At 64.8% G+C, this 24,395-nt stretch carries 17 protein-coding genes and 1 pseudogene; 7 read left to right on the top strand and 11 right to left on the bottom strand.

Annotated elements, in window-relative coordinates; all coding sequences use genetic code 11:
* Positions 1–788 (bottom strand): annotated as a pseudogene (locus HXX10_RS27560) (IS21 family transposase); the annotation flags it as partial.
* A 409-nt stretch (positions 789–1,197) separates the two neighbouring features.
* Between HXX10_RS27560 and HXX10_RS27555 the strand changes: the two are divergent.
* Together HXX10_RS27555 and HXX10_RS27550 are read left to right on the top strand one after the other, a co-directional pair.
* Positions 1,198–2,481 carry a YcaO-like family protein gene (locus tag HXX10_RS27555; protein ID WP_296526530.1) on the top strand — a complete coding sequence of 428 codons (1,284 nt, stop codon included), beginning with the start codon at positions 1,198–1,200 and terminating at the stop codon, positions 2,479–2,481.
* Positions 2,478–3,605, top strand: coding sequence for a TfuA-like protein (locus HXX10_RS27550; protein WP_296526529.1), 1,128 nt, complete (start codon positions 2,478–2,480; stop codon positions 3,603–3,605). Before HXX10_RS27555 ends, HXX10_RS27550 begins: the two co-directional genes overlap by 4 nt.
* Here HXX10_RS27550 and HXX10_RS27545 read toward each other — a convergent pair.
* From HXX10_RS27545 to HXX10_RS27500, 10 genes are all read right to left on the bottom strand, one after another.
* Positions 3,512–6,277 (bottom strand): lantibiotic dehydratase, encoded by a 2,766-nt coding sequence (locus HXX10_RS27545; RefSeq protein WP_296526528.1) that lies wholly within the window; start codon positions 6,275–6,277, stop codon positions 3,512–3,514. The genes HXX10_RS27550 and HXX10_RS27545 overlap by 94 nt on opposite strands.
* Positions 6,187–7,158, bottom strand: a complete 972-nt coding sequence (locus HXX10_RS27540) for a thiopeptide-type bacteriocin biosynthesis protein (protein WP_296526527.1) — start codon at positions 7,156–7,158, stop codon at positions 6,187–6,189. Before HXX10_RS27540 ends, HXX10_RS27545 begins: the two co-directional genes overlap by 91 nt.
* Positions 7,094–7,513 carry a hypothetical protein gene (locus HXX10_RS27535; protein WP_296526526.1) on the bottom strand — a complete coding sequence of 140 codons (420 nt, stop codon included), beginning with the start codon at positions 7,511–7,513 and terminating at the stop codon, positions 7,094–7,096. Before HXX10_RS27535 ends, HXX10_RS27540 begins: the two co-directional genes overlap by 65 nt.
* Positions 7,514–7,565: 52 nt before the next feature.
* Positions 7,566–9,578, bottom strand: coding sequence for a radical SAM protein (locus HXX10_RS27530; RefSeq protein ID WP_296526525.1), 2,013 nt, complete (start codon positions 9,576–9,578; stop codon positions 7,566–7,568).
* 107 nt (positions 9,579–9,685) lie between these two features.
* Positions 9,686–10,015, bottom strand: a complete 330-nt coding sequence (locus tag HXX10_RS27525; RefSeq protein ID WP_296526524.1) for a hypothetical protein — start codon at positions 10,013–10,015, stop codon at positions 9,686–9,688.
* Between the two features lie 178 nt (positions 10,016–10,193).
* Positions 10,194–12,365, bottom strand: a complete 2,172-nt coding sequence (locus tag HXX10_RS27520; RefSeq protein WP_296526523.1) for a radical SAM protein — start codon at positions 12,363–12,365, stop codon at positions 10,194–10,196.
* A complete protein-coding gene (locus HXX10_RS27515) occupies positions 12,350–13,501 on the bottom strand; it encodes a tryptophan dimethylallyltransferase family protein (RefSeq protein ID WP_296526522.1) in 1,152 nt (383 codons plus the stop codon). The genes HXX10_RS27520 and HXX10_RS27515 overlap by 16 nt, the downstream gene beginning before the upstream one ends.
* A 31-nt stretch (positions 13,502–13,532) precedes the next feature.
* On the bottom strand, positions 13,533–13,901 hold the full coding sequence (locus HXX10_RS27510) for a TIGR04076 family protein (RefSeq protein WP_296526521.1): 369 nt from the start codon (positions 13,899–13,901) through the stop codon (positions 13,533–13,535).
* Positions 13,902–13,917: 16 nt separating this feature from the next.
* On the bottom strand, positions 13,918–15,903 hold the full coding sequence (locus tag HXX10_RS27505; protein ID WP_296526520.1) for a RiPP maturation radical SAM C-methyltransferase: 1,986 nt from the start codon (positions 15,901–15,903) through the stop codon (positions 13,918–13,920).
* 81 nt (positions 15,904–15,984) lie between these two features.
* Positions 15,985–16,533, bottom strand: coding sequence for a hypothetical protein (locus HXX10_RS27500; protein WP_296526519.1), 549 nt, complete (start codon positions 16,531–16,533; stop codon positions 15,985–15,987).
* 236 nt (positions 16,534–16,769) lie between these two features.
* Here HXX10_RS27500 and HXX10_RS27495 point away from each other — a divergent pair, with 236 nt between their 5' ends.
* The 5 genes from HXX10_RS27495 to HXX10_RS27475 all read left to right on the top strand — a co-directional run bounded on the left by HXX10_RS27495 (position 16,770) and on the right by HXX10_RS27475 (position 24,004).
* The gene (locus HXX10_RS27495; protein ID WP_296526518.1) at positions 16,770–18,044 is read left to right on the top strand and encodes an NHLP bacteriocin system secretion protein; all 1,275 of its coding nucleotides are present in this window, start codon (positions 16,770–16,772) and stop codon (positions 18,042–18,044) included.
* Between the two features lie 25 nt (positions 18,045–18,069).
* The gene (locus HXX10_RS27490) at positions 18,070–20,268 is read left to right on the top strand and encodes an NHLP family bacteriocin export ABC transporter peptidase/permease/ATPase subunit (protein WP_367142040.1); all 2,199 of its coding nucleotides are present in this window, start codon (positions 18,070–18,072) and stop codon (positions 20,266–20,268) included.
* Positions 20,265–23,171: an NHLP bacteriocin export ABC transporter permease/ATPase subunit gene (locus HXX10_RS27485; protein ID WP_296526517.1), complete on the top strand. Its 2,907-nt coding sequence runs from the start codon at positions 20,265–20,267 to the stop codon at positions 23,169–23,171. The genes HXX10_RS27490 and HXX10_RS27485 overlap by 4 nt, the downstream gene beginning before the upstream one ends.
* 18 nt (positions 23,172–23,189) lie before the next feature.
* Positions 23,190–23,720: a cyclic nucleotide-binding domain-containing protein gene (locus tag HXX10_RS27480; protein ID WP_296526516.1), complete on the top strand. Its 531-nt coding sequence runs from the start codon at positions 23,190–23,192 to the stop codon at positions 23,718–23,720.
* A gap of 110 nt (positions 23,721–23,830) precedes the next feature.
* Positions 23,831–24,004 (top strand): hypothetical protein, encoded by a 174-nt coding sequence (locus tag HXX10_RS27475; RefSeq protein ID WP_296526515.1) that lies wholly within the window; start codon positions 23,831–23,833, stop codon positions 24,002–24,004.
* Positions 24,005–24,395 lie beyond the last annotated feature (391 nt).

Here is a 24,395-nt window from a genome sequence, read left to right as displayed (position 1 = left end):
GTCGCGAGCCGTGCGGTGTCAGGGACCACAGCTCCCGGCATCGCCTCTCCAGCCAGTTGTTCAGTGCGTCCAAGGAGTGGAAGTTCGGCATCGGCTGCCAGAACCGATGACGGGCGTCCTGCTCGCTCTTCTCGATCTGCCCCTTCTCCCAGCCGGCGGCCGGATTGCAGAACTCGGCCTCGAACAGGACGTGGCCGACCATCGCCGAGAAGCGGATGTTGACCTGACGCAGCTTGCCGCGGCCGACCTTGTCGACGGCGGTCTTCATGTTGTCGTAGATGCCTCGACGCGGCACGCCGCCCAGGACGCGGAAGGCGTGGTTGTGGGCGTCGAACAGCATCTCGTGAGTTGGCTGGACATAGGCCCGGAGCGTGAAGGCTCGGCTGTAGGACAGCTTGACCGCCCGGCTCGAACGCCAATGGCACGAAGGTCCCGCGACCGCTGGTCTGCTGCTCGCGCTGCCGGGCGGCCCTCCAATCACGGGCGAAGGCGGCAACGCGGTTGTAGGAGCCGTCGTAGCCGAGAGCAACCAGGTCGGCGTGCAACTGCTTGATCGTGCGCTTCTGCTTGCGCGGCCGGCCGACTTCCACGCGCAACATCGCCGACAGCTTGTCGGCATAGGGATCGAGCTTGCTGGGGCGGTCGGGAACTTTGAACCGCGGTTCGACTCCGTCCGATCGCAGATACTTGCGGACAGTGTTCCGGGAAAGTCCGGTGCGCCGAGCTATCTCCCGGATCGAGTAATGGTTCCGGTGGTGCCACCGACGGATGACGCTCAATAACTCCATGTCGATCACTCCGCTGTCCCCCGAACGAATCGCGTCCGGGGAGGGTCGAACATGGGTCAATTCTCGGTGGAAAAATCCCCGCGGCCTGGGTCACTTCTCAGTGGAAATCAACAACGGCGGCGCACCGCGATCTCGATCGGATCGATCCAGTTGTCGAAAAGGCAGGATGTCGGCTCGGCCGCCGGCTGCGAGAGAGCGGCTTTCGTGGTAGGGCTCGTCATGGCGTGGTCTCCAGTCCGGCGCGCCAACGCCGGATGATTCGAGGTTCAGAACCCCGGAGACTACGCCACCCTCAATTCCCACCAATCCCGCGACGGCACCCGGTCGATCGCTTCCCGCTCCCGGCATTGTATGGTTTAATGAGAAGGTTCCTAATTTGTAGAGAATTCATCAGGATCCGACGACCACGATGCGCCTCACCACGGAACGCGCCGGGAACGAGGGTCTTTCCGACCCGATCGCGATTTCAGCTCTGTCGAAATACGCGGTACTGAATGGAAGCAGGGTCATTTCGCCGGCGCAGACCTGGAGCAGGATCGAGCCGATCCTTGCTGATTTCGGCATCACGAGGGTCGGCGACATTACCGGCCTCGATCGAATCGGGATCCCCGTCTGGATCGCCGTGAGGCCGAACGCCCGCACGCTCTCCGCCTCGCAGGGCAAGGGCCCCGACCATGCCGCCGCCCGGGTTTCGGCCGCCATGGAGGCGCTGGAAATCGCCCACGCAGAGCAACCCGGACTGGCCGTTCGGTATGCCACCGTGAGCGAGATCTCCGCCGCAGGCGATGTCGTCGACGTGACCGATCTTCCACGCCCGCGCGGCACGCTTCTCGGAACAAAGACAGCGATTCCGTGGACGACAGCGACAGACTGGAAATCCCGAGCCTCCGTCTGGGTGCCGTATGAGATCGTGCATGCCGACGCGACCGTTCCGCGGCTGGACGGGTCCGGGTGCTTTCTGCACAGCACCAACGGATTGTCGTCGGGAAACATTCTCGAGGAGGCCATGCTGCACGGACTGTGCGAAGTGATCGAACGAGACGCACTGGCGATCTTGGAGCACGCTCCTCCCGAGCACAGGGCAGAACGTCGTCTGGACCCATGGAGCGTCGATGATCCGGTCGCGTGTCGGCTACTCGATCAGGTGTATGCCGCCGATGTCGTGCCGATCATCTGGGACGCATCGAGCGATGTCGGCGTCGCCACCATACGGGTCGCGCTTTACGACAACACCTCGGACCCTGTGACCCGTCCTTTGCCCGCGAGCCTCGGCGCCGGCTGCCACCCCGACCGGACGGTCGCGCTTTGTCGCGCCGTGACCGAAGCGGCGCAAAGCCGACTGACCGCGATCGCCGGCTCGCGAGACGACCTCGGACGAGCTCGATACCGGGACGCCCAGAGCGCCGATGCCTTGATGGCCCATCGCGCGACCGCGCAAGACCCCGGCGGGCGCAGGTCGTTCGCCAGCGTCCCGACCCGCGTCGGCGATACCGTCGCGGCGGATCTCGCCTGGGTGATCGGACAGCTCGAACGCGTCGCGCTCGCACGTGTCCTGTTCGTGGATATGGGCCGAGCCGGGATGCCGTTTTCGGTCGTTCGCGTCATCGTGCCCGGCCTGGAGGGGCCGACCGACTCGCCGTCTTACGTGCCGGGCCGACGGGCGCGCGGGTCTCGGCGGCAGGCCGCGCCGTGACGACGTATGTCTTCCTCGGGCCGAGCCTGCCTGCCGAACAGGCGAGGCGGCTGCTCGATGCGACGTATCTTCCACCGATTCAGCAAGGGGACTTGCTGCGTCTGCTCCATCTGAATCCGCATCGTGTCGGCATCGTCGACGGCTACTTCGAAACCGTGCCAGCCGTCTGGCACAAGGAGATACTGCTGGCGATGAGTCGCGGCATCCACGTCTTCGGCGCGGCGAGCATGGGAGCTCTTCGGGCGGCCGAACTGCATTCCTTCGGAATGATCGGGATCGGCACGGTCTTCGAGTGGTACAGGGACGGCAAGATCACGGCGGACGACGAGGTCGCCGTGCGACACGGCCCGGCGGAGCTCGGCTACCTCGCCCTCGGCCAGGCCTTGGTCGACATCCGCGACAGTTGCTCGGCGGCTCTGCAAGCCGGACTCATCGGCGAGGCCCTCGCCACCCGATTGGTCGATGCAGCGCGACGGATGCCCTATTGGGAGCGTTCTTACGAGGCAGTGGCGGCCACGGTCCGGAACGGCGAGCCGAGCATCAACGACGTGGACACCTGGCTGACCTATGCAAAGAGCCACTGCACGAGCCTGAAGGCTCGTGATGCTGCCGCTCTGCTGGCGGCAATGGCCGAGCACATTCGCGAGCCATGGGTACCCAAGAGGGTCGACTTCGTGTTCGAACGAACGATCTTCGTTGAACGACTGATCAACGACATCGCCCTTGCAAAGGCATGGAAGGACGGTGCATCGCCGACACCGTCAGCAGATCCGGGTCACGACGAGACGGCGCTCTCCGACATCAGACGAGAGACCCTTCTCGGCATTGCTGCGCGCCGATGGGCCGAGCAACTCGGGCTGGAGCCGAGCCCGGATGAACTGGAAGAGGAGGCGGCCGCGTTTTGCGCCCGGCTGGGGTTGACCGATCCGACCTCGGTGAGAAATTGGCTGAAACGTCATTCGATGACCGAGCAGATGTTCTGGACCTATATGCGAGACGAGCTGCTTGTCGGGCGTCTCGCCCGGAAGTGTCAGGTCGATGTCGACCGGGAGTTGCCTGATCGACTGCGGATGGCGCTTGCGCTTCGGCGGTCCGTTTCATCCGACGACGGCGACGAGACGTAGCTTTTCCAGAACTCTGCATCGCCTTGCCACGCCACGGCCAGTTCGGCCGTGTAGTGTCGACCCTGCTCGTCGCGCACGACGAACTGGTCCGGGGTCGGGTACATTTCCTGCACCATGAGCGCCGGACCATGCGCATTCAACTCTTGCCCCAGCAGATCAACGCCGAGTGCGGCGTCGCACGCGAGCAGGCTTTCGGTCTGATCCGGGCCCCAGAACGCATGGACGAACACCGGCAGCTTCTCGGCTCGAACGAATCGCCGCCACAGGATGAATCGCTCGGCACCCCTCGCGCTCGCCAGCGACGCGCCGATGTCGGGCGCCGGGGTCCAGCGCTCCGGGCTGATGGTCGCGCCGGCCAGAACGAGCCGGGGCAGATGCCGCCATGCCTTCGTTTCCCGGTCGAAGCGCGGCATCGGGGCCAGCAAGGCCGGTCGACCGAGAAAGGCCGAGGCCGACGCCAGAATGGAGGCGAAGCGATCGAGCCCGGCCAGGACGGCGGCAGAGCGGGCAGCGGGGATCAACAAGCGGTCCTCGCCCGCGATGACCAGGGTGGGGCGGCCATCCGGATCGCAAGCGATCGTCGCGTTTCGCAGCAACGAGCCGTCGCCGTCGTCAAGCGGGTCGACGAGTTGCGACGTCAAGCGCGGTCGGGCCGTGACGTTGGGATTGCGGTGATTGCGAATTGCGAGATCGACGAATTTCAATCGAGGCCATTGGCGCTCGATGGCTTCGGTGGCCGTCGTCTGCCAGGCGAGGAAGCAGTCCGGCGCACGCCTGTCGGCGCCGAGCAGGTCATGGAACCTCGAATAGAAGAAGCAAGGGTCCGGCGTCACGCCTCCCATCCGCACCTGCACAACGGCACCGTCGACCCCGATCATCAACAGCGCCGAGCCCGGTGGAAGCACGGCATCCGAGCCCGAGAGCTCTCCGGCATCGAGCCGGTGCACGCGACGTGCGAACGACAGCTCGATCTCGCGCTCCCAACGCGCGAAGGCCTCTCGCGCCTTCCCGGCATGAGCGGCGGCGGCTCTCGACAAGACCCGCTCTTCCCACGACCGACCGTTTCCGCCCGTAAAGTCGTCCGCGCCGCGACGGAGATAGTCATGGAGGCGCACGCCGCTTCCGCCGGGCTCGAGACCGAAGACGTGTCCAAATCCGACCTGCGTCTCGATCGTGCCGAGACCGAACCGATCGAACCGCCAATAGACTCGAACCGCGTCTTCGAGGGCGCTTGCCAGCGCGGTCGAGATCCTGAAGCGGAACGGCGCGGTCCGGTCGATGACGAGCACGTCGTCCGCGTCCTGCACAGCGGCGCCGTAGCGATCAAGCAACGCATTGCAGGCTATCCGGGCATCATCGAGAAGGCGTCGGAGCTCGGCTGGATCGATGGACTCGATCCTGCTTTCGATCGTCTCGGCTATCCGTCCCAACGTCTCACGGCATGCCTGCCAGAACGGCCTCTCCTGCGGCGGCACCGTCTGGATGATGCTATCGAGGGCTTGCCACGCGTTCGCGTAGACCGGAGGGATGGCCGTGGTCGACCACAGCAGCCCGGTGTCGATCAGCGCCTCGGCCAATCGCATCGCGTCCTCGCGGCACAAGCCCGGATCGCCGCCAAGGAGCCGAGATTCGACGTCGCGCAGCGTGAGCCGTTCGCTCAACGCGACGGTCGTCGTCATCGTCTCGACAGCCGGGTGGTGTGAGAGCTGCCGGACGCACCAACGCCCATGCTCGAAGGTTCCGAGCTCCCACGCCTCGGGGCTGGCGCGCCGCAACGTCGGATTGAGGCGCCAAATCATCGAGTCCAACCACGGCCTGCTACGGCACATGGTCTCGAGCGCCCGCGCGAACACCCCCAGGGTCGGGCCGACGCGCGTGATCGGATCGGTCCGCGCAACGGTGAGGGGGTGCGGCGAGCCGCCCGGGTCTTCCAAAGCTATTCCGGCCCAGAGCGCGTTGGGCGTCGCACGCCCGACGGCGCGCATCAGATAGCGGTAGGCTGTGCTCTGAAGCCTGCGGCGGCTTCGCTCGTCGACAGGCTCGCTTTGCGCACGCTGCCACCGGCGAAACGTCGAGGGGCTCGCCACGCACAAGGCCCGCAAGAACCGGTCGTCGCCGACGATGCGATCAAGCTCGTGGCGCGCACGCGCGAGCTCCGTCGCGTAGGCATGCTCGATGGCGTCACGTTCGACCGCGTGGCGATCTCGACGATCGCCGGCGGTCTCGATCGATGGACCGATCACGTTCCGAACGCGGCGGTCGCTCGACAGGAGGGAAACCATCCGTTTCGGCAAAGGCCGCGTCGTGCCGTGAAGACAGCGTTTGAGAGCGAGTGCGCTCCTGCGCGTCTCCCGGTCGTCGATCGCCGGGATCAGCGCGTGGAGCCTTCGGGACAGGTCCTCGCTGTCCTGCAGAATGGCATCGTCTTCGTCGATCCATTCGTCGATACGCGCGGCGAGCTCCTGCGATCTCAGGGGAGCGACCGTCTCGATCGGCCAGCCCGCGACTCTCAGAATTGTCGGGCCGAGGGTTCCGAACGGCCTCGGCGACGCGCCCTCTTCGTCTCCCGCGCCCGGCACGCTCATCGCCCGGCATCGATCGCCCGGGCGATCCGCCGCGCCCATGTCGGCGGATCCGGCATCGAGCCTCGCATCCGAGCCTTCGGGTCCCATGCTGCGGCCATCGATCGGGCCATCGCGGCGGCGTTCGCCTGATCGAAGCCGTGACGATTCAAGGTGAACAGGGCGACATACGGCAGGATCGATCGCATGCCGGACGTCATCCTGCCCCGCTCCCAGGTCCGCAGCAGTGCTGCAGCCAGCCTCGCATTGGCGTCTCGACATCGCACGAGAATGTCGAGCTCGACCTCGCGCGCATCCCCGGTCAGCGCATCGAGCGTGATCGGATCGGATCGCGGCACTCCATCCGCGGCGTCCCCGTGCAGCAGATCGAGGACGTTGCGCCACGTATCCCACACCTCTCCGCCGTCGCCGAGCGTGCGCCAGAACACATCGTTCAAGATCGCCGCCATCAGACTCGGATGGGAGGTGCGGAATTCGTCCGCCTCGATCCTGCGATCGAGCGCCAGCCACGTCATGCTGTCAGCGGCCCAATACTCGTGGATGTATCGCATGCATTCCCGGCCTCCGAACTGACGCTGCTCCGGCTCGTACACGCTGCGGAAACTCCTCAAGACGTGCCCGTCGGCCTTCATCCGCGACATGACCGGCCGAAGTCGTGACAGAACGCCCTCACCGGCACATTGGAAACGCAGCCGCAAGTCGGGTGGCTTGCGCTGAAAGAAGAAGCATCTGACAACCCCGGCCCGTCGCCAGCCTGGAAGCGCGGCCTCCAGCGTTCGCAGAAGTGCACGCGCGGACTGAACGGCCGAGTCGTCGCGGCGTGCCAGGCTCACATTGACCTGAAGCCACCCGACATCCGGCCGGGCTGTCCGGCTTCGGTGTCGCGTCTCGGAACGCAGCACCTGCTCAATCGCCCGTTGCATGCCGAACCCGCGCAGTGCTGATCGCAATGTGATCCGGCGCAAGTGCATCGATCTCTCGCGAAAAATGCTCCTCGACAAGGCGCACCAAGACGAAGTCGCGCATCGCGATGGCATATCCGTCCGTAGACAGGCCACTGGCGGCACGCCAACGCTCCCAGTCCTCGTCCCGGCTCAGCCCGTGGCTGCTTCGGAACTGCTCCGATGCCGCCTGCACGTCCGCATCTGTCGGATGGAGGCTTGCGCGTTCCGCCTCCCGACGGGCCAGGACCCTGAGCAGCGCCTTCTTTCGTACCACCGCGACCGACTCGCCGCACGCCGTCTGACACCCGCCGTCTTCCCCGGTGGACCACCCATCGACCGCCTGTCGTCCCTTCTCGATCCCCACCGCGTGCAGCCCTCCCATCGGTTTGTCCACCCCACCGCCGACGACTTGCCGGCGAGCGCCCGGCTTCGTTTCAAGGCGCGTCTTGGGGAACGAGATCGAGCAGCCGCTGGCGGACCAAGCCGGTCACGAGGTCCCGCACCTGTTCCACCGTCTCGGCGCTCTCCTCGCCGCCCGACAGGCTCTTCATAAGCTCGGAAGGCGACCGGAAGCGCCGATCTCCGAGCAGATCGAACGTGGCGCGATCGAGCGCGATACTGCCGCGACGTGACGTGACGACGTAGCCGTCGCCGTCACGTTCGATGACCGCGGCACGGTTCCAGGACAGGCGATAGAGCACCGCGTCGGACCCGTCCGGGATCGCGATGCGATGCCGGAAGGGCTGGCTGAAGTACCGGGCGGCGTAGAACAGCGACCATTCCTCCTGGGCAGGCCACAGAATCGGCGGCCACGCGTGAAAGCGCGAGAAGCGCGGACCGATTTGCTGGCCGGCCTCTTGCAGCAGGCCGTTGATCTCGGCCCTGGTCAGACCTCGGGTGTTCTCCCATGAGGTGCCGACACCGAACAGGAAGTCCCGGTCTTCGACCGGCTCTTCGAGCCGGATCCCGAACGATTCGGGGCGGGAGAAGTAGGGCGTGTCCGTGAGGATCTCGAGCTGGTGGATGTCGAACGAATTGCCCGGGTCGTCGAAGAGGGCGGCATTGTGGTCGAAGAAGGCGATGGTTCGGCGGGCGCCCGCCTCGTCCTCGCCGGGGAAACCGATCATCGAGAACACGTGGAATCGTATTCCGGCGTGAAAGCAGTTCCGCAGCACAGCATGCGCCGTCTCGACGCGAATGCCTTTGCTCATGTCGTCGAGAGTCGCCTGGTCGGCAGATTCGAGTCCGAAATAGATCCGCCTCAGGCCGGCGCCGGCGAGCTTTTCGCAGAGCTGCGGCGTGAATCCGGGCTCGAATCTCGCATAGCCCGAGAACGTCGGATTCAACTCGCGATGGACCGCAAGAGCGTCGGCGATCCGATCGAGCACGCGCGGCGGCAGCGCCTCGTCCGCCAACAGGAAATGTCGGCACCCGTGCTTGTCGGACAGGGACTTGATGTCGGCTGCGATGGTCTCGGGGGCGCGCACTCTGTAGCGCTTCGGCGACACGCGGTTGATGAACGGAATATCGCAGAACTTGCATTCGTCGTGATAGCAGCCTTTGCCGACCATCACGGGGAGCACCAGCACGGGACTCAGATATCGCGCCAGCGGCATGCCCTCGAAGTCCGGCGTGGGCAGCGTGGCGTAATCCTCGACATGAGTTCGGGTCGCTCTGATCGCGTCGCCGTCCTTGTAAAGGAAGTTCGGCACCCGGCTGAAATCGTTGCGCCCCTGGAGTTGATCCGCGAGCTCGAGCAGCGCGGTCTCGCCCTCGCGCGTGACCACGCCGTCGGCGAACGCGTCGAAGAACTCCGGCAGATGCGGCAATCGATGAGAGACCTTCGCGACGGCAGTCCCCCCGAGCACCACGCAGTATCCCTTTCGGCGCAGCCGTCGGGCGAGCGAAAGGCCGGGAATGATCTGCCAGCGCAACGTCAGCGAGATGCCGACCAAGTCGCAGCCGCCGGCCTCCTCCAGGCGGGGAAACACGCTCTCGTTCCAGTGATCCTCGAAGAGGTTCGCCGCCGGATCGGCCGTCACGGCCAGCAGATCCTGCAATCGGCTAGGATCGATCCCGTCGACTTCGTAACGCAAGACATCGGTCTGGTATCGCAGGCGCCGGCCCGCGGCCGCCGAGACGAGGTCGAGTGCGTTGTAGATGTCTTCTCGCGCCGCATTCAGATGCGCGGGATCGCCGAAGCGAACGGGATCCCGCACCGTCTCGATGGCCTTGCCGATCCTCTCGGCGAGACTTGGCGCGTGGAACGCCATCCGCTCGAGGTGTTGGCGTAGATCTCCCGGTTCCGACGGCGCCTTTCGGCTTATCTCGTCACCCGCCCTGGTCAGATTTTCGGGACGCAAGAGCCACAGAACGCCGCCGATATCCAGATCGAGAAGCTTCACCTCGATGCCGGCCGGACGCAGAACGGCGGCGAGCGACGGCAAAGGAAGTCGTGGGGCTCTCGGGTCCCCTCCCGGGGGATAGATGAGAGCCACACGAAACATTTTCACCAATGTCCCGACAATCCGGCTCGTGCTCTATCGCACGCGGATCACCAGGGGCACATGACGGTGGATGTCATCACCTTGCTGAAGTCGGGACCGGGCGTGCGCGCGACTGCAGTGAGGTTGATCCTGGGCACGTGCTGGAGATTGGGAGCAGCGAAGTGCGCCGCGCCCATCCCGGCGCCGCCGGCGACCGCCTGCATGTCGTCCATGCTGAGCTCGCCGGATTTTCCTGCCGCCTTGGAAATGCCGGACTTCAGCTTCTTGACGTCCTCGTCGGGCATCTTCGCCTGAGCCAACACCTCCGGACGGAGAAAATAGTAATTCCCGCCATCGTCAGTGATGACCAACCCACCCGGCTTCGACTGTTCAGCCACGACAGACCTCCTGATGAGATGTCTCGATCGTTCACGGTACACGACTGATTTAAACGATTCAATGTAACCGACCCACCCATGCCGGATCGATCGAACAAAGATTGTTTACCGCAAATGTGAAGTCGAACGAGCGGACCTCCCGGGACCGTATCTCGCGGCTGCGGTCTTTTTGTACTTGCTAACAGAACACGCCACCGACGCCTGGCGACGGACTCGCTTGTGCCAATACCGAAGTCATCGACCGCTCGGTGCGGCGTCCGACACCGCTTCGTGCTTCGTCGTCGACCATCATCTCGATCTGAAGCAGCCGTGCTCCGATCATCGCATCGATCACGGCACGCATCCGCGGCGCGGCGGGCCCGGTGGCATCGATCAATTGCGCATCGATGCATTCGGCGTAAAGCTCCCGCACCGTGCGACGCTGTGAGGCCGAAAACATGAGAAATGCACGTTGATCGACTTCGATCGTCTGCCAGCGCGACGAGACCCGCATCCAGTCGCCTTCCCGTGCGACAGTCAAGGCCGGCGTCCAGGAGATGACGAACGGCCGAGGATCGTCGTCATCCGGCAGAGCCGTGCGAAACGGGAAGTCGCGCTCCCGGTAGTGGTCGGCGTAGAGCACGGCGTATTCCTCGAAGCCCGGCCACAGGTGGATCGGGTGGTTGTGGAAGCGGGAGAAGATGCGCCTCAGCACGTCGTTGTACTGGCCGACCAGCCGTGCGACGTCGTCCTGCGACAAGCCGCGCGTGTTGACCCAGCCGGTTCGGACGCCGATGACGAAATCCTTGCGAACGAGCTCGTTCGCGACGACGACACCCAGCCGACCGAGCTCCGAGAAATAGGCGGTTCTCAGCTCCAGGCCGAACGGATGGATGTCGAAGCTGTTGCCGGGGTGGTCTATCACGTCGACATTGTCTTCGAAGAACTGCAGCGTCTTGCGCGCGGACGCCTCGGTCTCTTCCGGGAAGCCTATCATCGAGAAGACGTGAAACAGGATCCCGGCTTCGCGGCAGCGCAACAGGACCGGCCGCACGTCCTCCAGCCTGATACCCTTGCGCATGTGATCGAGCGTCGCCTGGTCGCCGGATTCGAGTCCGAAGAACAGCTTCCGCATTCCCATGGCCGCCAGCTTCGAGAGCACGCCGGGCGTGAATCCCGGTTCGAGCCGAGCGTACCCCGTGAAAGAGAGATTGCCACCCCGGTACGGCAGCAAGGCATCGGCCAGCTTCTCCAGGAGGCGTGGCGGCAGCGCCTCGTCCGTGATCTCGAAGTGCCGGCACCCGAAGCGGCGGTTGAGCTCCAGAATGTCGAGAGCGATCTTGTCCGGGCTGCGCACCCGGTACGGCTTCTTCGAAACGTGATTGATGTACGGGATGTCGCAAAATTTGCATTCGTTGAAGTAGCATCCCTTGCCGACCAGAATAGGGAGAACCGGTTCGGGCGCGAGATACTGATCGAGCGGCAACCCTTCGAAGTCCGGCACGGGAAGTCCGTCTAGGTCCTCGACGTGCGTCTCGCCCGCACGGACGCGGTCCTTGTCTAGAAAGAGGAAATTCGGGACCTTGGTGAAATCCCGGGCACCCTCCAGTTGGGCGGCCAGCTCGACGATCGCGGTCTCGCCCTCGTACGCCACGACACCGTCGGCGAAGTGCTCGAAGAACTCCGGTAACCGCAACAACTCGCCCACGAACTTGGTGAACACGGTCCCACCGAGGACGACGAAGGAGCCGCGGGCGCGCAGGCGCCGCGCCATCGTCAGCCCCGGCACGATTTGCTGGCGGTTGACGATGGAGATGCCGACGAAATCCGGACACCAGGCGTCGATGGCAGGAAAGAGGTCGCTGTCCCAATAGGCCTCGAAAAGGTTGGTCCGCGGGTCGCCGGTCGCGTCGATCAGATCGGCCAGTCGCTGCTCGTCGACACCCTCGATCTCATATTGAATGGGACAGAGATCGTAGCGGATCGGCCGATCGGCGGCGGCCGACGCGAGCTCGACCGCGTCGAGAATCGCCTCGCGCGCGGCGTGAAACCGGTTGGCGTCGTAAAACCGCTTCTTGTCGCGGAGCACCTCGAGCGCACCCGGCATCTCCTCGATAAGCGCTTCGCCGCGCCTCAGGAGCCGTGTCGACGTCTGCTGGTCGGGTCCCCCGGGCGACTGCAGCTTCTTCTTCAGCCGTTCGACGCCGGCAGCGATCCGGTCCGGCGTCAGCAACGCGAGCAGGCCGCCGATATCGGCATCGAGCAGTTGCGTCGGGACACCCGCGCGACGCAGCACGGCCGCCAGATACGGTAGCGCGAGATGCGGGGCGCGCGGATCCGTCGCCGGCGGGAAGATCAAGGAGGCGCGCATAGGGGACGCCGTTCTTGCGAGTTGGCCGGTCCGACCGGTGACGGCCACATGCGGACAGGATCGAGGCCGATCGGCCCGTACCGTTCGAAATAGAGCCGCGGCGAGAAATACACCGTGGCGCAGGGACGCTGCCGGATCCATTGGATCGAGGCCCAACCGTGGACGGCTTCGTCGGCTCGCCCTTCGGACACGAGGGCGGCGATCGCAGCGTCGTAAGACGTGCTCGGCAGCCCCAGTCGTCGCAGCGCGATGCGAAGCCGCGTCGACATGACCGCATCGCTGGTCGCGCAGTGCGGATAGAGTCGAACATGCGTCGAGAGATGAATGGGCACGTCGTCTCCGGGTCGCAATTGCAGCGAGGTCAGCGCACCGCGGCGGATGATCTCGTCCGCCCCACCGGTCAAGTCCTCGACGAAGCCACGGACATCCGCCGGCCGGCTCGCGCCCGGCAGCTTCGCCGCGGTTTCCAGTGTTGCCGCCGTGGCTTCTGCGTGCCGCACGTAGAGCTTCACCCGGGCGTCGCTTCCCGGAACGAGGTCGAAGCTCAAGAACAGCAGCTCGTCGTCGGCACCCAGCCGGGTCTCGACGAACGGCCAGCAGGCGCCAAGTCGAAGTCGCTCCATCGCGGCCCGCGCCGTAATCCGCGCCGCGTTCCGGCCGAGGGCCATCAGATGGAGGTAGACCTTGAACCAGGGCGGCTTCCCCTTCTGGAACACCGCTCCGTGCCACAGGACACCGGCCGCATTCGGATCGAGCGGCGTGAAGATGTCCGCGATCGCGTCGAGACGCGAAAGATCGGCGCCGTACTGCGTCTCGAGTGTCCGTGAGAGTCGCAGCGCCGCACTCCAATATGTCGGCGGCGACGGCGGGTCGTCCTGCGCCTCCACGGTGACCCGAACCTCGCGTCGCAGGCCGTCGACCACGAGCGAGACGTCGCATCCGCTCGCGTCGGCACCGAGCCCCGACCAGCGGGGCGGCGACGACAATGGCATGTCGGCCCATGACCCCGCGAGGGTGCGAAGCACGGCGACGGCCTGCTCTTCCTCGCCGCCGTCGAACTCGGATGCCTTGGCGAGTGCGCGCAAGGCCCGCGAGGCCCGGTCGAACCGAGTCGGCTCGAATCGGACTTCCGGCATCGGCGATGTCGACGACCGGACCATCGGCCCGTCAGCCTTCGTCGATCTTGCACAACACCCGTCCGAAATGCACCACGGGCGTCGCCGCGATCTCGGCCGCGGCCAATTCAGCCTGCCCGGTCGCGCCCTGCGCGATCTCGGCGGATGCGCGCCGCAGGTCGAGCGTCAGCAGATTGACGGTGTCCGGGCATTGCAGCTCGACCGTGTCCCCCCACGGAACGCTGCCGCCGAACTGGAGCATCAGGATCGTCGGATGAGCCGCGTGGTAGAGATAGCCACACATGCCCGCGGTGTTGCGGGCACTGGGGTTCAGCACGTCACCGACCTTGTGGCCGGCGTTGCAGGTGCCTTTGATGCACTTGACGGTCGCCTGGACGCGATGGCCTCGTTCCGGGGTCATGATGGGGTCCTCGCACTCAGAGCCGAAGCGTCTCGTCATGTGAGAACGCCAGCTTTCGCCGACTCGGGCCGACGCTGACGTCGTCCAGTGGAATCTCGATCGATGGATCGTCGGCGCCGCGGCCGAGATTACGGCGCCGTTGGGCCCACAGCGCCTCGCCGATCTGAGGTTCGGTCGCGAGCGCCAGATACCGATGCTCGTGCAAGGCGACGTAACCCAGGGCGACCAGACCGTCGAGTATCTCCCGGTCTTCGTCGAGAGTGCGCCGCAGCGACACGGGCTGCTGGACGGAGTCGAGCACGCGCGCCACGTGCGGCGGCAGCATCTGCACAGTCGCCTTGCTAACCTCGCGGGTGTCGGCAACCTCGATCCATCCGCCTTGGAGACGCCGAATGCTCAAGACCGGCGCTCCCTCCGGCCGCTTCCAGGCATTCGTCCAATCGGTGACCGCCTGATCCAGGCGCGCCACCAGATCCGGCGCCTGCATGAACTCGGTCGTGTACTCGCCGAAGAAATGGAGGGCGATCCTATCGGCGTACTCGCCGTAGAGTTCGTAATAGGCCTGCCACGCGCGCAGACCCTTGATGCCGTACTTTTCCGGCTGGTTGTGATACGGGCTGTAGCGAGATATCCGGATAGGCCCCCACCGGGTGGGCGGCGGCAGGTGATGAAGCAGCGGCAGCAAACCGAGCATGCGCTCGTAGTCGTCGCATGTTTCGCCCGGTATGGCCGTGAGGATGTTCCACACCACCCGTAGACCCCGCGACGCGGCATCGCGCAGCACGCGCGCGTTGTCCAGGCCGCTCACGCCCTTGTCCATGCTCTTGAGGATGTTCGTCGAGAACGATTCGACCCCGGGCTGGATCTCGAAGATCCCGGCAAGAACGAAACTGTCGAGATCGGCGGCCCGAATCGGCGACTTGACCTCGTAGCTGAGCGCACATGGGGTCCCGCGATCGGCGAGGGTGTCGAGCACCGACCGTGGAAAGTCCTTGGCCATGATGTTGTCGCTCGCATAGAAGCGAACGACATCGTACCGATCGATCAACGTCTCGAGCTCGTCGACGACGCGGTCCGCCGATTTCGCCCGATACCCCGTGCCGGGAAAATTATAGCCGCAGAACGTGCAGTTCTTCTTGTCGCCCCACCAGCACCCCCGCGACGACTCGAAAATGAGGAAGTGGGGCGCATTGGCGGCGATGCTGTCGGTCGCGCGCAACGGCTCGAGCTCCGCGAAGTAGTCGTCGTAATCCGGGGCCGGCACGTCGTCCATGCGCGGAGCGCCACGGCCGCGAATGACCCGCTGCTCGGGAAGCACTCCGGCCTCGACGAAGGTCTTGCAGAACTCGGGAAACTCGCGATCGGATTCACCCGAGAACACGAAGTCGAAGACGCCGGTCATCTCGAGCAACGCGCTGCCGATCGGCTCGGCCGCATTCGCACCGCCTAGCACCGTGACGATCTTCGGATCGAGCCGCTTGACCTCGCGCGCGAGCGCGATGCTCGCCATCGTCTGCTGCACCATGCTGGAGAAGCCGACGATTTTCGGTGATGCGGAAACCACTCGCGCGGCCGTCTGCTCGATGAAGGCAGGGATCTCGGCCACACACCGGGCGACATGCTCCTCGTCAGGCGACGCCAGCCGGACGAGTTGCCGCAGCTTCGCATCCGCCTCGACGTCCTGCTGCAGCAGATCGAGGATCCGGTCCACGTCGTTCGCGCGCTCCGGAAACGCGGCGCCGAGAAAAATCGCTTCGCCGACGAGCGTGCGGGAGGCGGCGAGGCGTGCGCACACCTCGAATCCGAAGCGGGATGCGAAGCTCAGGTTGGCGTAGTGGACGCGGGCCGAAACGCCGATCCGGCGGCAGGCGGGTGCCAGAATGCTCGGGCCCAGAGTCGGAATGCCGGGATAGAGAACCGGCGGCACAACGAGAAGAACGTGTTCCCCTGTCGCCAAAGGCAGAACCTCGTCGCTGTCGATCCGAAGGACGGTCGAGGACAATACCGCAATTCGAAGTCGCGTATAGCTGCCGCCGCCTTACGACCTGTCACAAGTACTTGAGGCCACACACGCGAGGATCGCTCACAGGCGCGGCCGAACCGACTTCAGTATTTCCGATGTACCGTCGATGAACTGAAGCGCTTGCCTCGTCTTTCCCGCAGACAGCGGGTAACGAGCGCACTGCTCGGAAAGCTCGCCCATTCGGCGCCGCTCGCTGTCGAGAATAATGAGTGCGTTGATCACGGCGAAGCGCACCACGCTGCGCAGCGTGGCATCGTCGCCGAAATCCTTCAACTCGCCTTCGATCGTGATCAAATACTCGTAGGGACCGAGCTCCTGTGATATCTGCATCAAAGCATGTAACGTAGATTTGATGCACTCGCTGTCGCCGCTGGACAGGTCGGTCCGCTGCGCCGATTGAGACACGTCGGTGACGACCTCGGTGAACGAGGCCTTGATCCGCGCGACCCGCGCCAGGTCGTTGTCGTCGAGCACGCGCCCAAGCGCGATATTTTGCAGTGCGGCACTCAACAGAAGGATGGGCAGCAGGGCCGCAAGTCGACGCGGAACATGCTCGGCATTCCAGGACCCGCAACCGCTCGCTTTCGTACCGACGCGCTTGTGGCTCATTCAACGTCATCCGTGACCCAGAGTTACGGGAGCTTAGGCGAGCATCGTCGAGTGCGCCAGTTCCACCGAGGCCGATTCTTGATACTGGCCATTCCGCAGAGTGCCGCTGTAGTATTCTTCCCGTTCGTCGTCGGAAATGCGCCACTCGCACGGCCTGCGCCCATCAGCCCGGCCGGATACAGAGGTGAGCCTCGTCTTTCGGGCGTTCATGGAGCGCCCCGGATCGGTCGGTCGACATGAGCGAGAACGACAGGTCGAAGCGAACGTTTCGTGCGGTCTCTCTCGAGCGCGCCGCATCTCCTGAACAGCTCGACTATCTGGTCAAGATCACGACGTCCTACGACTGGCTTTTCGGCTTGGTCATATTCCTCGCATTGACAACAGCCGTCACCTGGAGCGTGGTGGGACGCATTCCGTCCCGGACACCAGGAGAGGGGATCCTGCTGAGCAGCGGCGGTCGTGTGGTCGATGCCGTGTCCGCGGCTCCGGGCCGGCTGGCGTCGATCGATGTCGCGGTCGGCGATCGCGTCTCGACGGGGCAGACGATCGCCCGCATAGCCCAAGTCGATATCGAGCAGCGCTATCGCAGCACCGTCGAGGTGTTCCGCGAGCGGGAGCGCGAGCACGCCAACCTCGTTTCCAAGACCGCGATCGAGCTCGCCTCGAAGTCGAAGAACTTCGCGAAGCTCGAGGAGGCGTTCGATCAGATCATCCAGGGCACCAATCAGCGCATCGACTATCTGACCGAGGAGGTCCGGAACCTCGAGGGTCTTTTCGCAAAGGGCTACACGATCCGCCGCAACGTCGAAGACCGCCGGCGCGAGCTGACGGATGCGCGCCAGCGGCGTGAGGATGCCCAGAACGAGATTCTGAAACTCAGAGCGCAGAAGACCGACCTGGAGACGCAACGCGAGCGCGAAAGCCAGGATTCCGAGTTTCGGCTCAACGAAGCGCGGCGGCAGATGGAGCAACTCGGCGGGGAGCTCGGACGCAACACCCAGGTGATGAGTCCGATCGACGGACGCGTGCTGGAAATAAAGGTCTCCACGGGGTCCGTCCTGAATGTCGGCACCCCCGTGATCGCTGTCGAGGCCGAGGGCACCACGCTCGAAGCTGTCGTCTACATTCCATCCGACCGCGGCAAGACCGTGAAGCCCGGAATGGAGGTTCGGCTGGAACCGAGCACGGTGAAGCGCGAAGAGTTCGGAACGATGATCGGCACGGTCGTGAGCGTGTCCGATTTCCCGATAACGGCACAAGGCATGGAAGCCGTGCTACACAACGACAAGCTGGTGTCCCGCTTCTCGAAGGATGGAGCGCCCTATGCTGTGGTGGTGCGCCTGCAATCCGATGCCACCACCACCAGCGGGTTTCGCTGGGCGGTTGGAAAGGGGCCGCCCCAGAGGTTGACGAGCGGTACCCTGGCGAAGGCGGAGATCACCACGCGGGAGCTGCGTCCGCTCGATCTTGTCGTGCCGATGTTCAAGCGGCTCACCGGCGTCGCCGGGTAGAGCGACCACCTCGCGGATTCCGGCCGTGGCCATACTCGCGCAGATCTCGCCGCTTCGGTTCCTGCAAAACATCTTGGGTCGGGGCCCGGTCAGGCCGACTCCGACCGTGCTCCAGATGGAAGCCGTCGAATGCGGTGCAGCAGCGCTCGCCATCGTTCTCGCCTACCACGGCGCCTGGATTCCGCTCGAGCAGCTTCGCGTCGCCTGTGGCGTCTCCCGGGACGGAAGCAAGGCCAGCAACATCGTGAAGGCGGCCCGCGGCTTCGGGCTCGCCGCGAGGGGATTTCGTAAGGAACCCACGACCCTGCACGAGTTGCCGATGCCGTGCATCATCCATTGGAATTTCAATCATTTCGTTGTTCTCGAGGGCATCGACGGCGATCGCATCTACATCAACGACCCGGCGATGGGACGACGCAAGCTGGACATGACCGAGCTCGACCTCGCCTTCACGGGCGTCGCATTGGCGATGGAGCCGACGGAGGCTTTCCGCAAGGTCGGCAGCAGGCCGAAGGGACTGCGGCTGCTGCTCCGCGAGCTGCGCGGATCGAGAAGCGCCGTCACCCTGGTGATCGCCGTCAGCCTGGCGCTCATCATCCCCGGTATCGTCATTCCGGGCTTCACCAAGGTGTTCGTCGACGAGGTGCTGATCCAGAATAACGACACGTGGCTCGTTCCACTGTTGATCGGAATGGGCATTACCGCTCTCTTCCGAACCACAGTCGCAGCACTGCAGCAGTCCCTCCTGCTGCGGCTCCAGACCAAGCTATCGGTCGTAATGATCAGTCGGTTTCTCTGGCACGTGATGTCTCTGCCGATGGACTTCTTCACGCAACGTCACTCGGGTGACATATCCACCCGTGTGGCCACCAACGATCAGATCGCGCGTCTTCTCTCGAGCGGCGTCGTCACCAACTCGCTCAACCTCACGTCAGTCGTGTTCTTTGGCGCCGCGATGGCATTCTACGACGTCCTTCTCGCGTTCATCGGCGTGACCCTGTCGCTGGTCAACGTCGCGGCGCTCAAGATCATATCGAGGCGCCGGGAGGACTTGAGTCGAAGCCTCGCGATCGAGCAGGGCAAGCTCACCGGCAGCGCCGTCGGTATCGTGCGGAGCATCGAGAGCCTCAAGGCGAGCGGCTTGGAGGACGAGGCGTTCGGTCACTGGGCCGGTATTCAGGCCAAGTCCCTCAATGCCGAACAGCAACTCGGCGCGTCCTCGATCTTCCTGGATATGCTGCCGACACTGCTCTCGGGCGTGACGGTCGCGGCGATTCTCGGCATCGGCGGTCTCCGCGTGATCGAAGGCTCGCTCACGCTGGGCGGCCTCGTCGCATTCCAGTCCCTCATGGCGAGCTTCGCTGCACCGATCACCGCGCTGGTCAATCAGATGGGAAGCTTCCAAACGATCAAGGGAGGCCTGGAGCGTCTCGAGGACGTGTACAACTATCCTCTCGAGAAACGAACGAAGCACAGCCTCGAGACGGATGCCGTCCGACCCAAGCTGGCTGGACGGATAGAGCTGGAGAACGTTCAGTTCGGCTACTCGGTCCTCGAAGCGCCCCTGCTCGTCGACCTGTCGATCTCCATCGAGCCCGGAACCCGCGTCGCCCTGGTCGGCCCGTCGGGAAGCGGAAAGTCCACGCTCGGGCGCCTCGTTTGCGGATTGTACAAGCCCTGGTCGGGCGACATCCGCATCGACGGGCGAAGCCTCGCGACCATCCCGGCGGATGTCTTCGCGAATTCGGTCGCCTATGTGGACCAGGACATCTTTCTGTTCGAGGGCACGGCGCGCGACAACCTGACGCTGTGGGACTCGACCGTCACCGAGCCCGAGATATCGCAGGCGCTCAAGGACGCCGCCGTCCACGACGAGATCGCGATTCGGTCCGGCAATTACGACTGCTACGTCACCGAAGGCGGCAACAATTTCAGCGGCGGCCAACGTCAGCGCATCGAGATCGCACGAGCGCTCGTCGCGAACCCCTCGATCATCGTGCTGGACGAGGCGACCGCCGCGCTCGATCCGATCACCGAGAAGGCGATCGACGAGAACCTCCGGCGCCGGGGATGTACCTGCGTGATCATCGCACACCGGCTCAGCACGATCCGGGATTGCGACGAGATCATCGTGCTGCAGCAAGGCAGAATCGTCGAGCGGGGGACGCACGAGCACCTTCTGGGACTCCAAGGCACCTACGCGCAACTGGTGGCACAGCAGTGACCCGGTTCCTGGACCGGCCGGCCGGCTCTCCCGTCCCGACCGACGATGCCACGCATGCCGACACGGGGAGCCGTATCGTCCTCGACGGGCGTCGTCCGCGCCTGCTCGACCACAAGGGACATGTGCTGCGCGTCTTGTCCGGCCACGTCGATCTGTTCGCCGTCATCGTCAAAGGCGGTCGGAGTGAAGCAGCGCGGCAGCATCTTCTGAGGATCGAGAGCGGCGAGATCATCTCGGACCTGCCGGAACGGATCGGGGCTGACGGGGAGTGCCTCCAGGTGATCGCAGTCGGTGGACTCGGGACCGACGCCCAGATGGTGCCCCGCCGCGCCTGCGAGGATGCCGCGCTGATCCACGAATGGATCGGCAAGTTGGCGCGGGTGGTCGCCGGAACCAATCCGAGCTGGGAGATTCGGGAATTGGAAGGCGAGGGTACGGATGACTTGGTCGCCGACGAACGGCGCCGCGGTCCCGCCCGCGCCATCGTCTGGGCCTCCGTGGCGAGCGGGTCGGCTAGGTTGATGCGGCACGAGCCGCCCTATTGCCCGGGGAGCCCCCCGATTCCCCTCACCTCCGGCATGTGGATCGCCGCCGGAGAGGACGGATGCGGGCTCGTCGCCAGTGACGGCCCGGCAGGTGCCGAGCTGTGGAAGGCACTCGACCAGCTTCATATTCGCGCGGTCTGCGGAATCCACGATCGCGTGGCGGCGAATGCCGGGCGTGAGATGCAACGTCTCGCGGCGCGCGGCGAACTCGACCACGCCAAGACGCTCGAAATGTTCGACCGCCTGTCGGCCGTCGTGGTCCCGCGCCTCGCACGGGGACCATCGGTCGTCGATCCTTCGGACGCGTTGTTCGCGGCCTGTCAGGTCGTGGCGGACGCTCTGGACGTGACCATCGTCCGCCCGGTGGGACGACGGCCGCTGCAGCAGTCGCCGGAGGATGTCGTCGAGATCGCCCGCGCATCCCGGCTGCGCGCCCGCCAGACGCTGCTGCGCGGCGAATGGTGGACACAGGACGCCGGGCCGTTGCTGGCCTGGCTCGGTGAGGAGCGCAGTCCCGTGGCGCTCGTCCGCTCGCGCAAGCACTATGCGATGACGGACCCGAGATCGGGAGCGCGCCGGATGGTCGATCGATCGGTCGCGACGGAGCTCGCTCCGGAAGCGATCTCCTTCTATCCGACGTTGCCTGCGCGCGCCCTGTCTTTCCGCGATCTGCTCACGTTCTCGATTCGGCTCGCACGCGGCAATTTCATCCGCATTCCGGTGGCCGTCGCTCTCATGGGCCTGTTGAGCCTGGTGACGCCGCTCATCACCCAGGTTCTCGTCAACTCGGCCATTCCCCGCAGCGAGCTCGACCAGATCACCGTCTGCGCGATCGTGCTCGCCGTGACGGCGATCGGCATGGCGGCCGTGCAGACGATGGAAGGCATGGCCATGCTGCGCCTCGAGGGGCTGATCGACTGGAAGCTGCAGGCCGCGGTGATCGATCGTGTCCTGAGACTGCCGGCGTCACTGTTCCGCGAGTACACGGTCGGGGACTTCGTCGATCGTTCGATGGGGATCGACTCGGTCCGCCGCGTTCTCACCGGGCGCACCCTGCGCGGCCTGCTGGCCGGATTCACCTGCTTCTTCAGCATACTCCTGATGCTGTTCTACGATGCCCGGTTGGCCCTGCTGGCGATCGGCCTCTCGCTGATCAGAGCCGTGGTGATCGTGGGAACCAGTGCCGTCCGACTCATCTATGAAAGTCGTCATTTCAATCTGCACGGAAAGGTCAGCGGCTTCGTTCTTCAACTCCTCGCCGGGATCGGCAAGTTGCGGGTCGCGGACGCGACGGTCCGGGCTCTTGCCGTATGGTCGAAGCAGTTCGCGGAGCAGAAGCGGCAGTTCATCGCGTCGCAACGGATATCCAACGCGCTGTCTCTGGTGGAGATGTCGTTTCCGACCTTCTCCACGATCGCGATTTTCAGCGTCGCTTCCTTGACCGACAGCGCCCTGACGCGGGATCTCGGGAGTTTCCTGGCGTTCTTCGCCGCGTTCGGGCAGACCATGGCGGCGATCGAGGCATGGGCGTCGGGTGTGAGCGACTCCCTGGTCGCGATCCCACAGATCACGCGCATCCGGCCTTTGATCGAAAGCGCGACGGAGATCTCCGAAGACCGCAAGCCGCCGGGCGAGCTCGCCGGTGCCATCGAACTGTCGCGGCTGACCTTCCGCTACCTGCCCGGCGGGCCGCCGGTGCTGGACAATGTCAGCCTGCGGATCGCGGCGGGTGAATACGTGGCGATCGTCGGCCCGTCCGGGAGCGGCAAGTCGTCGCTGTTCCGGCTACTGCTCGGTTTCGAGCAGCCGGAGTCGGGAGCCGTGTTCTACGACGGAAAATCACTCGAAACGCTCGATACCAGTGCGGTCCGCCGACAGCTCGGCGTCGTCCTTCAGAACGGCAAGCTCGCCACCGGCAGCATCTACGAGAATATCTGCGGAGGCGTCCGGCTTCCGCTGACGCAGGCCTGGGAGGCCGCCACTCTGGCGGGACTGGATGCCGACATCAAGGCGATGCCGATGGGCATGCACACGGTCGTCGCCGAGGGCGTGAACACGCTTTCGGGGGGTCAACGCCAGCGAGTCCTGATTGCGCGCGCGATCGCCCGGCGTCCTCGCATCCTGCTGCTGGACGAGGCCACGAGCTCTCTCGACAACCAGTCGCAGTCGATCGTCAGCGCCTCGCTCGGCGCCCTGAACGTCACGCGAATCGTCATCGCGCACCGCCTCAGCACGGTCCGCGAGGCGGACCGTATCGTCGTGCTCGTCGACGGCAAGATCGCGCAGTCGGGCACTTACGCTGAACTCAGCAGCGTATCCGGAACATTCGCGGACTTCACGCGCCGGCAGTTGTTGTGAGACGAAGAGATCGCACAGATGCGCAAGGTTCTCTACCTCTTCGGCGTCTTGACCGACGCCGACATCGAGTGGATGGCGCGGACCGGGGCACGCCGGCGACTCGTCGACGGCCAGGTGCTCATACGGGAGGGACAAGATGTCGATGCTCTTGTCCTTCTCCTGGAGGGGGAGTTGCTGGTGACGGCCGAGGATTTCGGCCAGATCGCCCGACTCGGCGTCGGCGAGATCGTCGGGGAAGTATCGCTGGTCGATTCAGCACCGGCCTCTGCGACCGTGACGGCGCGCGGCGACGGCCAAGCACTCTTCCTCGACCGGACGACACTGCTCGAGAAACTGGACGGCGATCCGGGATTCGGGGCGCGATTCTACCGCGCATTGGCGATATTCCTCGCCGATCGGCTGCGAGCGACGCGACCATCCCGGGCGGCACGTCTCAGTGACGACGATCCGGTACTCCAAGACGAGCTCGATGTCGGGATCATGGATCATGTCTCCGCCGCCGGCGAAAGGTTCAAGCGGATGCTCGGGATCATGAGCAGCATGCAGTAGCGGGGATCCCTGCCGAATCCGTGTGACCGACATCACAGATCTCCGAAAGCCGCGACGCTAAACATCGTCGCCAATCGCTCGCGGGAGCGGAGCCACCGAGGAGAGACGTGATGATCGATCGCTGCGACAAGGCCGAGCAGGAGTTGATCGGACAGGAATTGACCGAACAGGAGCTCGACGAGGTGTCGGGTGGCCTCAATCCTCAGCCTCTACCGCCGAGATGGTCGGTCTCGGTGCTTTCCGCCTTCAAAGTCCACCGGTTCCTGCCGCCCAGTCCCTGCTGAAGCGAGCCGCCGTAAGCCGACGCGTGCTCGCAGAGCAAATCGACTTCGAGCACCTGGTTCGTCGATACATGGCCCGCGCAAACGAACGCGGGCCAATTCAGCGCGATGCTTCGAATGCTTCGCGACTCGATGGGTCGACTTCGTCGACCAGGACGAGGTGGCGGAATAATACCAGTCTTCATTATGACTGACCGATCATCGCCCAGCCCCGCTGTGCGATCGAGGTGATCCTTCCTGTTTCGGCGAGGAGTTTGTTCCAAGCGTCCTGGCAAGCGTCGAGGATCGCGGTGTAGTCGGCGAACAGTACCCATCCGGTAAAGGCCGCAGGGAAGTCTGTTAGGGTCCGGACTCATAACCAGTAGCAGACGGTCGCGGCGATGTGGACCGCGGC

This window comes from Rhodoplanes sp. (assembly GCF_013377085.1).
GTDB lineage: Bacteria > Pseudomonadota > Alphaproteobacteria > Rhizobiales > Xanthobacteraceae > Rhodoplanes.
This window is presented reverse-complemented; position numbering and strand designations above follow the sequence as displayed.

Bases quoted from the DNA above. Each gene is read 5' to 3' on its own strand.
- HXX10_RS27520 (WP_296526523.1), bottom strand. From the start codon at position 12,365: ATGCGCGCCTCCTTGATCTTCCCGCCGGCGACGGATCCGCGCGCCCCG.
- HXX10_RS27555 (WP_296526530.1), top strand. From the start codon at position 1,198: ATGCGCCTCACCACGGAACGCGCCGGGAACGAGGGTCTTTCCGACCCG.
- HXX10_RS27535 (WP_296526526.1), bottom strand. From the start codon at position 7,513: ATGGGAGGGCTGCACGCGGTGGGGATCGAGAAGGGACGACAGGCGGTC.
- HXX10_RS27500 (WP_296526519.1), bottom strand. From the start codon at position 16,533: ATGAGCCACAAGCGCGTCGGTACGAAAGCGAGCGGTTGCGGGTCCTGG.
- HXX10_RS27480 (WP_296526516.1), top strand. From the start codon at position 23,190: ATGCGCAAGGTTCTCTACCTCTTCGGCGTCTTGACCGACGCCGACATC.
- HXX10_RS27545 (WP_296526528.1), bottom strand. From the start codon at position 6,277: ATGGGACCCGAAGGCTCGGATGCGAGGCTCGATGCCGGATCCGCCGAC.
- HXX10_RS27510 (WP_296526521.1), bottom strand. From the start codon at position 13,901: ATGACCCCGGAACGAGGCCATCGCGTCCAGGCGACCGTCAAGTGCATC.
- HXX10_RS27475 (WP_296526515.1), top strand. From the start codon at position 23,831: ATGATCGATCGCTGCGACAAGGCCGAGCAGGAGTTGATCGGACAGGAA.
- HXX10_RS27540 (WP_296526527.1), bottom strand. From the start codon at position 7,158: ATGCACTTGCGCCGGATCACATTGCGATCAGCACTGCGCGGGTTCGGC.
- HXX10_RS27515 (WP_296526522.1), bottom strand. From the start codon at position 13,501: ATGCCGGAAGTCCGATTCGAGCCGACTCGGTTCGACCGGGCCTCGCGG.
- HXX10_RS27495 (WP_296526518.1), top strand. From the start codon at position 16,770: ATGAGCGAGAACGACAGGTCGAAGCGAACGTTTCGTGCGGTCTCTCTC.